9 protein-coding genes, 1 tRNA gene and 1 other RNA gene are annotated in these 11,937 nt (G+C 68.0%); 8 read left to right on the top strand and 3 right to left on the bottom strand.

Annotation, left to right across the window (positions count from 1 at the left end; translation table 11 throughout):
- The first annotated feature begins 41 nt into the window (after nucleotides 1–41).
- On the top strand, nucleotides 42–2,285 hold the full coding sequence (locus ACZYZ9_RS09560) for a SpoIIE family protein phosphatase (protein WP_463826031.1): 2,244 nt from the start codon (nucleotides 42–44) through the stop codon (nucleotides 2,283–2,285).
- Here the strand turns inward: ACZYZ9_RS09560 and ACZYZ9_RS09565 are convergent.
- A complete protein-coding gene (locus ACZYZ9_RS09565; RefSeq protein WP_463826032.1) occupies nucleotides 2,266–3,561 on the bottom strand; it encodes an aspartate aminotransferase type Ic in 1,296 nt (431 codons plus the stop codon). The two genes, ACZYZ9_RS09560 and ACZYZ9_RS09565, sit on opposite strands and share 20 nt — an antisense overlap.
- Before the next feature lie 23 nt (nucleotides 3,562–3,584).
- Nucleotides 3,585–3,679: signal recognition particle sRNA small type (gene ffs, locus ACZYZ9_RS09570), an RNA gene on the bottom strand.
- A gap of 102 nt (nucleotides 3,680–3,781) precedes the next feature.
- On the opposite strand from ffs, the gene ACZYZ9_RS09575 reads away from it, so the two are divergent.
- A tRNA-Ser gene (locus ACZYZ9_RS09575) sits at nucleotides 3,782–3,867 on the top strand.
- Nucleotides 3,868–3,948: 81 nt separating this feature from the next.
- Nucleotides 3,949–4,833 (top strand): hypothetical protein, encoded by an 885-nt coding sequence (locus ACZYZ9_RS09580; RefSeq protein WP_463826033.1) that lies wholly within the window; start codon nucleotides 3,949–3,951, stop codon nucleotides 4,831–4,833.
- 3 nt (nucleotides 4,834–4,836) lie between these two features.
- On the opposite strand, the gene ACZYZ9_RS09585 is transcribed toward ACZYZ9_RS09580, so the two are convergent.
- The gene (locus tag ACZYZ9_RS09585) at nucleotides 4,837–5,583 is read right to left on the bottom strand and encodes an enoyl-CoA hydratase/isomerase family protein (protein ID WP_463826034.1); all 747 of its coding nucleotides are present in this window, start codon (nucleotides 5,581–5,583) and stop codon (nucleotides 4,837–4,839) included.
- Between the two features lie 152 nt (nucleotides 5,584–5,735).
- Here ACZYZ9_RS09585 and ACZYZ9_RS09590 point away from each other — a divergent pair, with 152 nt between their 5' ends.
- The 5 genes from ACZYZ9_RS09590 to ACZYZ9_RS09610 all read left to right on the top strand — a co-directional run bounded on the left by ACZYZ9_RS09590 (nucleotide 5,736) and on the right by ACZYZ9_RS09610 (nucleotide 11,926).
- Entirely contained in the window at nucleotides 5,736–6,221 is a 486-nt protein-coding gene (locus ACZYZ9_RS09590) for a lipoprotein LpqH (protein WP_463826035.1), read from the top strand.
- A 77-nt stretch (nucleotides 6,222–6,298) separates the two neighbouring features.
- Nucleotides 6,299–8,029 carry a hypothetical protein gene (locus tag ACZYZ9_RS09595; RefSeq protein WP_463826036.1) on the top strand — a complete coding sequence of 577 codons (1,731 nt, stop codon included), beginning with the start codon at nucleotides 6,299–6,301 and terminating at the stop codon, nucleotides 8,027–8,029.
- Nucleotides 8,022–9,389, top strand: a complete 1,368-nt coding sequence (locus ACZYZ9_RS09600) for a CHAT domain-containing protein (RefSeq protein WP_463826037.1) — start codon at nucleotides 8,022–8,024, stop codon at nucleotides 9,387–9,389. Before ACZYZ9_RS09595 ends, ACZYZ9_RS09600 begins: the two co-directional genes overlap by 8 nt.
- A gap of 123 nt (nucleotides 9,390–9,512) precedes the next feature.
- Nucleotides 9,513–10,847: a hypothetical protein gene (locus ACZYZ9_RS09605; protein WP_463826038.1), complete on the top strand. Its 1,335-nt coding sequence runs from the start codon at nucleotides 9,513–9,515 to the stop codon at nucleotides 10,845–10,847.
- The gene (locus ACZYZ9_RS09610; RefSeq protein WP_463826039.1) at nucleotides 10,844–11,926 is read left to right on the top strand and encodes a hypothetical protein; all 1,083 of its coding nucleotides are present in this window, start codon (nucleotides 10,844–10,846) and stop codon (nucleotides 11,924–11,926) included. Before ACZYZ9_RS09605 ends, ACZYZ9_RS09610 begins: the two co-directional genes overlap by 4 nt.
- Nucleotides 11,927–11,937 lie beyond the last annotated feature (11 nt).

Here is an 11,937-nt window from a genome sequence, read left to right on the forward strand (position 1 = left end):
ATGTGGGACGTGCACGTCACGCACACAACGGGGTTGATCGTGTGATCAACAACGATCTGGTGCCGGTCGGCACCCCCATCGACCTGGAGAACTGCGCCCGGGAGCCGATCCACATTCCCGGCAGCATCCAGCCGCGCGGGGTGCTGGCGGTGGTGCATGAACCCGACTTCGTGGTGCGCCAGGTCAGCGCCAACGTCGCGGATTTGCTCGGCCGCCCTACCGAGGCCGTGCTGAACCGGCCGCTGTCGAATCTGATCGGCACCGCGCAAGCCGCCCGGGTCGAGCAGACGGCGTCGACTTTCGGCGATCTCCGGCAACGCAACCCGCTCGAGTGCGATATCGATGTCGGCGGCGAAACGCGGGCGTTCGACGTCATCCTGCGCCGCGAGCCGGGCGGGATCCTGCTGGTTGAACTCGAGATCGCGTACGGCGAACGCCCGTTTTCGTTTCCGAACACGTACCAGGCGGTGCGCAACTCCGTCGAGGAGCTGAACCGGGCCACCACGCTCACCGAACTGTATGACACCACCGCGGAATCGGTCCGCGCGCTCACTGGCTTCGACCGCGTGATGGTGTACCGGTACGACGAGGACTACAACGGCGAGGTGGTCGCCGAATCCAGGCGCGACGACCTCAACTCTTTTCTCGGCCTGCACTACCCCTCGACCGATATCCCGGCCCAGGCGCGGGCGTTGTATGAGAAGAACTGGATTCGGCTCATCTCCGACGTCAACTACACGCCGGCTCCCCTGGTCCCCGCGATCGACCCCGCCGGCGGCCAACCGTTGGACCTCACCTATGCCACGTTGCGCAGCGTCTCCCCTATCCACATCGAGTACCTCCAGAACATGGGTGTGCACGCGTCCATGTCGATCTCGCTGCTACGACACGGCCGGTTGTGGGGCCTGATCGCCTGCCACCACTACGCCGGGCCACACCTGCCGCCGTACGGCACCCGGGTGGCGGCGGAGTTCCTCGGTTCGACCCTGTCGCTGCGACTGGTCGACCGGTTCGAAGACGACCAGTTGCACCAGCGGTTAGCTGCTAATGCGGTGCTGACGAAATTGATTGCGGCCACGCTGGACGACAGCGAGTCCCTGGCGGCGGCGCTGCTCGGCGCGCCGAACTTGCTCGACCTGGTGCCAGCTGACGGAGTCGTCGTCAACATCCAGGGTGAATACCGGGTCATCGGGGCGGTGCCGCCGCCCGAGGTCGCATCCATGGTCGCGGCGTGGGCCCGCGGCGCGGGCGAGGAGGTCGCCAGTACCGAGTGCCTGACCCAGGAGTTGTCGGCGCTGGATCTCGATCCGAAGCTCGTCGCCGGGGCGCTCGCTCTCAACCTGCCCGACGGGCAGTACGCGATCTGGTTTCGCCGCGAGGTCCAGCGGTCAGTCGACTGGGGCGGCGACCCGCACAACAAGGCCATCGCGATCCGCGAGGGCAGCGACGGCATCCGGCTCAGCCCGCGAAAGTCTTTCGAGCGGTGGCGCGAGATCGTGCGGGAACGCAGCGAGGCGTGGACGCCCAGCGAAGCGGATTCTGCCGAATCGCTGCGCCGCCACCTGGTCGAATCGCTGTACCGCCGCACGCGCGGCGCGTTGCGCATGGCCGAGACCCTGCAGCGCAGTCTGCTGCCGGAATCGATCCCGAAGCTGGACAGCTGGCAGCTGTCGGCGCACTACGAGCCGGCGGCGGGCGACAACGTCGGCGGCGACTGGTACGACGCTTTCGAACTGCGCGACGGCCGGCTGATCCTGCTGCTCGGCGACGTCGCGGGTCACGGTGTCGCGGCGGCCGGCACCATGGCGCAACTGCGCAACGCGCTGCGCGCGCAGCTGTTCGGCGGCGCCACGCCGGCCGAAGCCCTGAATCAACTGAACGACTTCTCGGTGCACATGTTGCCCGGCGCGTTCGCGACCGTCATCGTGGCGCGGATTGACCTCGATTCGGGGCTCGTTGAGGCGGCGTGCGCCGGCCACCTGATGCCGTACCTGACGAATCCGGGGGTGCTGGCGGCCTCGGTCCAGCTTTCGCCGCCGATCGGCATCCGCGGGGTGACCTACGCCCCGAGCACGTTCACCATCGGGCCCGGCCAGGGGCTCGTGATGTACTCCGACGGCTTGGTGGAACGCCGGGGCGAACCGATCGATGCCGGTCTGGACCGCCTGGCCGAAACTCTCGCCCGGGTCGGCAACGCCTCCGCGTCGCGGATCTGGTCGGCGATGGCATCAGTGATGGGTGCCACTGACGACGACGTCGCCGTCGTCAGCCTGCGGCGGCCCTGACCGCCAGCAGCGATTCGGTGGCGGCCAGCAGCGCGCAGGTAGCGAGCCCGTCCACCGCGTTGCGTAAATCTGTCAGTGACGGGAACGACGGCGCGATCCGGATGTTGGTGTCGTCGGGATCCTTGCGGTACGGGAAGGATGCGCCGGCCTCGGTCACGGCGATGCCGGCGTCCTTGGCCAGGGCGACGGTGCGGCGCGCGGTGCCGGGCAGGACGTCGAGGCTGATGAAGTAGCCGCCCTTGGGGTCGGTCCAGGAGGCGATCTTCGACCCGCCGAGCCGCTGCTCCAGGATCTCGGCCGCCAGCGCGAACTTCGGCGCCAGAATCTGCTGGTGGCGCAGCATGTGCAGGCGCACCCCGTCCGCATCCCCGAAGAAGCGCAGGTGCCGGAGCTGATTCACCTTGTCCGGGCCGATCGATTTCTTGGCGGCGTACTGCAGATACCACGCGATGTTGCCCAGCGACCCGCCGAAGAAGCTCACCCCGGCGCCGGCGAAGGTGATCTTGGACGTGGAGGCGAAGATGTAGGGCCGGTTGGGGTTGCCGGCCTTGGTGGCCAGGCCGAGGACATCGACCTGACGGGTGAAGTCGTGGGTCAGCGTGTGCACTGCGTAGGCGTTGTCCCAGAACAGGCGGAAGTCGGGGGCCGCGGTCTGCATCTGCACCAGCCGGCGCACGGTTTCCCACGAGTAGGTGATCCCGGTGGGGTTTCCGAAGACCGGCACCGTCCACATGCCTTTGATGGCCGGGTCGACCGCCACCAGCTCCTCGATCAGGTCGACATCCGGACCGTCTTCGAGCATCGGAACCGGGATCATCTCGATGCCCAGGGTCTCGGTGATGGCGAAGTGACGGTCGTATCCGGGCACCGGGCACAGGAATTTGACGCCGCCCGGCTCTTGTATCCAGGGCCGCGGCGAATCCACGCCACCGTGCAGCATGGAGTAGACGACGACATCGTGCATGAATTCCAGGCTGGCGTTGTTGCCGGCGATCAGGTTCTGCACCGGAAGGCCCAACAACTCGGCGAAGATTCCGCGCAGACCCGGCAGTCCGTGCAAACCGCCGTAGTTGCGGGTGTCGGTGCCTTCCGGGTCTTTGAATTCGTCTCCGGGCAGGCTCAGCAGCCGGTTGGACAGGTCGAGCTGCTCGGGTGACGGTTTCCCTCGGGTCAGGTCGAGCGACAGCTTCTTGGCCTGTAGCCCCGCGTACTCCTGCTGGTGGCGCGCGTGCACCGCCGACAGATCTTCAGGGCTGAGGGAATCGAGCGAAGCCATGCGGCCCTTTCACCGTCGTGACATGAAGGGGACCCCGCGCACCCGACAGAGCCCATTGACCCTTGCTGCCTTCCGGCCCTGGGGGAGTTCACAGGATAGACGCCGCGCGGGGTCCATCGGCGAGTGTAGTACCTGGCCGCCGACCCGTTCTTGGCGACTCGTCAGCGGCGGAGGCAGGTGCCGGAGGCACTCTGCGCGGTCCAACGGCTACCATGACCACGGAGGATTCGCCTAGTGGCCTATGGCGCTCGCCTGGAACGCGGGTTGGGTTAACAGCCCTCGCGGGTTCAAATCCCGCATCCTCCGCTGTATGGTCTGCCGGGTGACCAGGGCGGATGTCTATCCTGGTCGCCTGTCGGCAGCAGAGTGATCTGCCTGAGGAGGGGTATGGGGCGCAAAGTCGCCGTGCTTTGGCACGCGTCGTTTTCGATCGGCGCCGGCGTCCTCTTCTTCTATTTCGTATTGCCCCGGTGGCCCGAACTGGTGGGTGACACCTCGCACGGCCTGGGCAACGCCCTTCGCATCCTGACCGGCGTGCTGATCGGTCTGGCCGCGTTGCCGGTGGTGTTCGACCTGTCGCGGACCCGCAAGCCCGAACTCGGCGTGCCGCAGCTGGCGCTATCGATCCGGACGTGGGCAATCGTGGCCCACGTGCTGGCGGGGGTGCTGATCATCGGTACCGCGATCAGCGAGTACTGGCTCAGCCTGGACAAGGCCGGTCAGTGGTTGTTTGCGATCTACGGTGCCGCCGCCGCCATCGCGGTGCTCGGGATTTTCATGTTCTACCTGTCGTTCGCTGCCGAACTCCCGCCGCCGCCGCCGAAACCGATCAAGCCGAAGAAGGACAAGAAACGCCGCGTCCGGGGCAAGCAGCGGGGCAAGGTCGCCGCCGCCGACGTCGAAGACGCTGAGGAAGATGAGCTCGACGACGAGGCTGACGGAACTGAGGACGCCGCCGAGGGCGCCGATTCCGACATCGCGGACGCAGAAGAGGTCGAGGCGGCAGAAGAGGTCGAGGCCGACACTGTCGTAGCGCCGAGCGCCGAGGCCGAACCTGTCGAAGCGGAGACCGTCGAGGCACCCGCGGGTGTCAGCCTGGACAAAGACTCCGACGATGAGCCGGCACCGGCGGCCAAGGCTGACGGGGAAGACGCACCGGCGGAAGAAACCGTCGAAGCCGCCGTGCAGCCGCGGTTGCGCAACCGCCGTCCGACCGGCAAGACCTCGCATCGTCGGCGACGCACCCGGGGTGGGGTCACGGTCGAGGAATAGGCCTCAGCGGTTCTTCAACCGTTCGACGTAGGCGGCCACGCCCTGCTGAGTCTGGTCCGATGCCCACACCCGGCGAACCTCGATGTCGATGTTGGTGCCGGCGTCGATGCGCGCCAGCGTGGGCGCCCGCAACTGTGCTTTGGTGTGGCTGTACGCCGCCGCCGGGATCTCACCCAGGTCGGACGCCTCGGCAACAGCCGCGTCCAGCAGATTGTCGGCGACGATGCGATGGGCCAGCCCGCGGGCCACGGCCTCGTCGCCGCGGTAACTCCGCCCACTCAGCAGGACCTCTTCGGCGCGGTCACCACACGCGTAGCGCATCACTTCGAGCGCGGCGACCGGGAACGGCACCCCCACCCGGACCTCGGCGGCGCCGATCTGGGCGCCCGGAGCAGCCAGCCGCCAATCACAGGCGCAGGCCAGCACGCATCCGCCGGCTATCGCGGCGCCGTTGATCGCGGCCACCGTCGGTCCCGGATACCGGAACACCGCGTCGAACGCACTCGACAACGCCGGAACCAATTGGTCGGTGTATGCGGCCCCGCCCGCCACGAGGCGGTTGAGGTCTACCCCGGCAGAAAACACCCGACCGGCGCCGGAGAGGACCAACGGTGGCCCGCCCGATCGTTCCTGTTCCCGCACAGCCTCCGTCAGCTCACCGAGGAACTCGACGTCGAGGGTGTTCACCCGTCCCGCCGACAACGTCAGTACCCGCACCCCACCCACAGCTTCGATTTCGATCACGCTCACTACTACACCAGAACTACTGCGACTGCGGTGATTCCCCAGGGCGGTAGCTGCGTTGCCGTCGGTCTCATTTGTTGGGATCGGTAGCGATCGCTGCGGGCTGTACTTCAGCAATGACGACGCCATCGGGGCGGCGCATGACGGAAGGAAGTCCGATGAAACGTGTTATCGCTGCTGCGATTGGCGCCCTTGGCTGCGCTTCGGTGTTGGTGGGCTGCTCCAGCGGCGGCCAGACGGCCACCCCGGCGCCGAACGCGCCGGCGAGTGTGTCCACCGGCGGCGGAAAGACCGAGGTCAAGGTGGCCGGCGCCGACCTTGCCGGCCTGGACCCCGCCTCGGTGACCTGTGTGAAGCAGGCCGGGAAGATCAACATCGGCAGTGGATCCACCGGTGGCCCCCAGCAGGCGCTGGCCGTGGTGATGACCGACGCGAACCCGCCGACCGTGGACTCGTTGGCGCTGGTGGTCGAAGGCAACGCACTGTCGGTGGCCGACAGCATGGGCTCCAAGGTCGGTTCGGCCAAGGTTTCGGTGGACGGCAAGACCTACACCATCACCGGACAGGCGCAGGGTGCCGACCTGAAGAACCCGATGGCCGGCATGGTCACCAAGGACTTCAGCATCAAGGTGACCTGCGGCTGATGCGCCGCGGTTCGGCCCGGCGGACGTGCGACGCACGTCCGCCGTTCCGGGTGGTCAGACGGACTTATGATGCAGCCGTGTCGATCGGTGACGACCTGCAGCGCGCTCGTCATCTGGGGTGCGCTGCCGAGGACGAGGCGGCCCGCGATCTGTTGCTGTCGCTGATGCCGCGGACCGAGCAGGAAGATCGAGACGACCTGCTACTGGAGGTGTTCGCTCAGCTGGGCGAGATCTACCTGGTCCGCGGCGCGAATGACGGAGTGCGGGAATGTATTCGACGGATTCTGGACCCGTTGGCAATCTACCGTGCAATCCTGGCCGGGACCATGCCGGAGGCCGCGGCGCAGGTGCACATCTCGCACACCGCGATCGCACACATGGTGTGCCGTTACACCCGGCGGGCCCAGTTCCTGCAGACGGGATTGGCTGCGGCACAAGGTGATCACGAGGGGGTCGAAGCAGCGCTGGCTGCCCTGGCCGATTCCGACGACGCCTTTCCCGATCTCGTCGCCGAGCACCGGCAGTTACTCTGCTACGCCCAGCTGCTGTCCGCGACGGCTCTGTGCGACGACGATCTGCACGTCCGGTCGGTACCGCTATGGGAACGGGTGCTCACCTGGCTGGATGGTGCGACGGACGGCGGTGCATACGCCGATCACCTCTGGGTACTGGCAGCCACCGGGTACGGCAGGTTCTGCGTCGAGACCGGACGCCTTGTCGAGGCCGAGCCCTGGTTGCGCCGCGCAGACGCCCGGGCACGGGCACGCGGCTGGGAGCTCGACTGCGCCAGAGCACAATTGGAGCGGGCAGCGGCCAGCTGGTCGGTCGGTGACCATCACACGACCGAGCAATTGGTCTCGGCGGCCTATCCGGTGATCGCCCGCTACGCGCGGGCCCATGAGGTGTCGCGCTGCTGGCTGTACCTGGGCCTGACCCGGCTGTCCGGCGGTGCACTGGAGGCTGCCGACGAATGTTGGGAGCATGCCGAACGGCACTGGCGCGAATTGGGCAAGCCGCTGCATTTACACCGTATTCTGCTGCAGCGCAGCTGGATTGCGATATTCTGGGGACGGTTCGCCCAGGCAGTGGAGCTGATAGCCCAAGCCCGGGAGCTGCTCGACTCCTCGCCACGCAGCAGCTGGCTGCAGTACGCATTGCTCGACAATCAGTTGGGCACCGTGTGGCGTGCAGATGCATTGGCGGATATGGGTTTTGATGCCTATGGAGATCCCGACGAGCCGTTGCGGCACGTCGAGTACCGCCACCTCACCTCACTCGGCGTCCTGCACGGCGAGGGCGGCACCCGGCAGCATCGACGAGCGATGACCAAGCTCGAACAGGCGGCCGACCTCAAAGTGCCCGCGGCACTGGCCGTCGACTCGGTGCGTTATTCGATCGTCGATGCCGATGCGAGATCCCGCTGGGCGAACCATGTCGCGGCACCCGTGCTGGCCGGTGCCTTCGCGGTCGCCTGGGAGTCGGAGAACACCGCGTTGCTCAGCGATCTCGTCGAATATCACAGTGCGCGTGGTACTTTCCACAGCGACCTGCCAACCCGGCAACCCGGCGAGTGGGAGTCGACGGCCGTGCCACCGGCGGTCACCGGGAGAGCGGACGAGATGGCGACGGCAGCCGCGGGGCCGGTCAGGTCGGGCGGCAGGTCCCTGATCCGGATCGGGCCGTTGCCTCCGTTGCAGATGCAGCCGGACTCGGCGCCGATCCTGGATCGGTATCGCGCGCTGGCGCTGCAGCGGTACGGCCGGCAGGTCACCGCCGCCGAGCCACCGTGGTCGACCTGGCATGACTGACTCGGTGACGCTCATCCTGCGCTACGCCGATCTGGGCGTCGCCACCTATGCGAGCCTGCGGGTGGTCGGCGATCCGTCCAGCACCGTCACCTGGGTGATCGAGGAGCCAATCCTGTTGGCCACCTTACAGGAACTGGCCGACGCATTACCCGAACCGGTCGGTGCCGAGAACCGGCATGACGCGATCGAACGGGCCCTGACCCGAGGTCCGTTCGCGTCGCCTGCGGCCGAACTGACCACCTCTTACATCCTCGGTGCGCTGTTGATCGGAACGGCCGGGTGGCAACTGCTGACGCAGTGCGTGGCCTCGCCGCGGCCCAGGTTGTTCGTCTCACCCAGCGCCCGGCTGGCGCGGGTGCCCTGGGGTCAGCTCGCGCTGCCCAAGTCGGGGCCCAGCACCGCAGATCTGGTTCAGGCCCGCCACGGCGCATTCACCGCCAGCGGTCCGACGGCCGCCCACATAGCTTGGCAGCTGGCCGATATCGAGCAGCACACCGATGGCTATCGGCTGATGGAGTTGGTCGACATCCTGTTGGCGGTGCCGCAGCACATTACGCACGCACCTCGCGTCCCCGCGCAATGGCGCACCCGGCGCGACGGGCCGGCGGTACTGATCCTGGATCCCCGGGTTCCGGGCCAGCGACCCGACTCGGCCCTCGGATCGGTGCTCGGCAGACCGTCCGAAAAGACTGCGCTGGCCAGGCATTTCGCTGCCCTCAAGCAACACCGCGCGGTGTTGCCCCGCGTCGACACGGCTGTCGAATTGTTCCGCCGTCCAGACGCCGACCGCGACTGGTTGGCGGGACTGCTTGCGCAACAACCAAGCCGGCTCCTCTACGTCGGTCACGCGAGCTCGGCCGACGGCGCAGCTGGGCACGCAGACCGAGCTTCGCTGCACCTGGCATGTACCGCCGCGACCCCCGGAGACGCCGCGGCGATCGGCGACCATCGGCCGTTGACCGCCTCGGATCTGATGGCCCTGCGATTGCCGGTACCACCGCGGGTGGCGCTGCTGGCCTGCGCATCCGGCGGTGACTATCAGTTCGACGAAGCGACCGGTCTGGTGGCGGCGATGATCCTGTGCGGGGCACAGTTGGTGACTGCCACGCTCTGGTCGCTGCCCACCACCGCGGCATACCGACAATTCGGCACGGTCGCCGCCGACCCGACCGGTCAGTTCCCGGACCCGATGTCCGACCTGGTCGCTGCCGTCGACGACGCACACGAGGAGGACGCCGCGGGCTGCGCCGTGAACCGCTGGCAGCGCGCCCAGCTGCGGCGCTGGCGAGACGGCGATGTCACCGCCAGTCCGCTGTACTGGGGCGCGCTGGTCACTTTCGCTGTCGACCGGGCGCGGTGACCTCAGGTGGGGGCCAATTGCGCTGTCCGCCCTGCGGATACGACCAGCGCCGCGGACCCGACCGGCTACCGAACCCAACTTCGCAGATACCGATATCGTGCCCGGTGCCCCTATTCTGTCGTCATGAGCGCCGATCCGCAGGAGGTAGCGGCTGCCTTCTACAGCGGAAACGATCCCGGCTATCCCCGCCGTGCGGTCATCGATCGGGGCTGGCGCGCAATCGGTTCCGGTGTCGAGGTGCTCAGCAGCGATGATGGCGGGCCGTTGAGCAGGACCGTGAAACGCATCATCGATCCACTAGTGCTTCGGCTGCGGTCCAATCCGCAGTATTCGGCGCCGGTGGTCGCAGCCGGCACCGCGGCGGCCATGCATGACCTGATCGTCGGGAATTCCGTCCAGTTACGCTGCGCCGCAGCCTGGTTCGAGGTGCTCAAGATCGAGCGGCGTCGATTGCGGATCCGCAGCGGCAACGCCCAGGAGCTGTATTTCCCGGTGTGCTTCGAGCTCGCGGTGACCAGAGGCGCACCCGCGCCGCAAGACCGCGAGACCGCTGGTGCGGTGCTGCAGGAGATCCACCGCGGCCGGGACCGCACTGCGGTCGAGGTGCTCAACGATTACATCGCCGATCCGCAGGTCGTCGCTACCTTGGCAGCCCAGCTCCAACGGAGCTGGTGTGATGTGCGGGCGCAGGACGCGGTGCTCGAACCGTTTCTGGCCGAGTTGGCCACCGTGCTCGGGCCGGCCGACAGTCACAACGCGACCACTGCGCGCCAGCGGGTGTGGTCGGCGGTAATAGCCGACACCACGCCATACAACCTGGGTGCCCTGGCCCGCGTCCACGAGGCCGAGCTGCCGTGGTCCATCGTCGAGCTGGGCTTGAGTTCTGTTGCGCCACAACGCCCGCCGGAAATTGCCGGTGGCGCCGACAGCGACCGCCCGCTGGATCGCACGGTGGTGGATCGGGTGCGGTCGACACTGCGGCGCACCCTGGACCGGGACGCCTTGCCCGACATCCCGCTGCTGTGCGCCGAGGAGGTGGACCGGGCGAGCGCGCCCTGGGGTCTGCTGGCTGAGGACAAGCAGGCCACCATGGTGGCCGGCATCGAGGTAGCGGTCGGACTGGCGCCACTGGACCGCACGGTCACCGCCCGCTACGCGCTGGCCGCGCAGATCCAGTCCCGGTTGCGCAAGGAGGCCTACGTCCTGCACGCCCGACGGTATGTGGCCGGGAACGGCCCGATCCACCCGCGCCAGCAACAGATCATCGACGATCTCGCCGCGTTCGCGCAGCCGTATCTGAGCCGTTTGTGGGCACGCCTGCATGGACGCGACGTGTGGCAGGAACCGTGTGCAGACGTCGAGGACGTCCGCGCGTTGCTGGACGGCGTCGCCAGGTCGGTGAGCCTGGATCACCGGCAGCGGATCAAGTCGATGCTGGAATTGCAGGTGGCGGGGTGAGGGTTGTCGACGATCCGCTCGGGCAGCCGGCTCCGCTGGTCGCGGTGCTGGAGGTCAGCGGTGCCGTGTTGTCCTGGCTGGTGGACGAGCCGGCCGCGGACTCGCCCACCGTGACCTTCACCGACGTGGCCCGCGCCGACTGGTTGTGGCGCGTCGTCGGGTCAGCTGGTCACCTCGGGCTGATCGCCGGCACCGGGCCGGTCGAACTCGACGTGGCAGCCGATTCGATGGAACCACTGCGCCGGCTGGCGATCGGTCATTGGCTGCGGCGCTGGTGGCCGGCCAGTCGGCGTGACGGCATTCCCGGTCTTGATCAGCCCCTGCTCGACGCCGAGGTGGCGCTGCTGACGGTCGGCTTGCAGGACTTTTTCATCGACGACACCCTGGATTCGGACGTCGCCGCCTTGCTGAGTCCGCACGGCGCGGCGCTGACCGCCCACCTGGGCACCGGCGATCCGCGGGTTCGCGAGTTGGTGCGGGCGGGGTCCGAGCTTGCCGACGAGGTCGGCGTCGACGGTGACGGATGGCCGGAACTGGCTGTCGCACTGCAGGATTCGAAGATCACCGAGACTGTTCCGGCCGGACGACGCGACGACTACGCGCTGGCTGCCGGCGCTGACGCGGGTCCGCGGTCCGCCGCCGCGATCGGCCGCGGAGTCGCGTCGATCAACTGGGCCGCGGTGCCGCCGGGCGTGTTCGACGCGGCTGAGGACACCGTCGAGTGGAGTGTGCAGGCAGCGGGTCCGGCGGTTGTCGCCGTCGTCCGGACGGCCGTCCTGGGCCCCGGCCCGGCCACCGACATCGCCGTGCGGGTGAGGTCGGGGAAGGTCAGCGGCGCCGGCGCCCTGGATCCCGGTGGCCGGGCCACTGTTCCCCTGTTCGATGCGCAACAACAGGCGCTGACAGAGTCGGCCGCCTGGAACCAGGACTGGCCCGCGACGTCCGTGGTCGTCGGCGTGCCGGTCAGCGAACCCCGCGACGTACGCGACCGGATCCGCCGCTGGGTGCGGCTGCGACTGAACCAACCACCGCCGGACGCGTTCCTCGCCGAGATCCTGGCGGCTGAAGCCTCTTACTGAGCGCGTCTAAC

Source organism: Mycobacterium sp. IDUB_28, assembly GCF_055419285.1.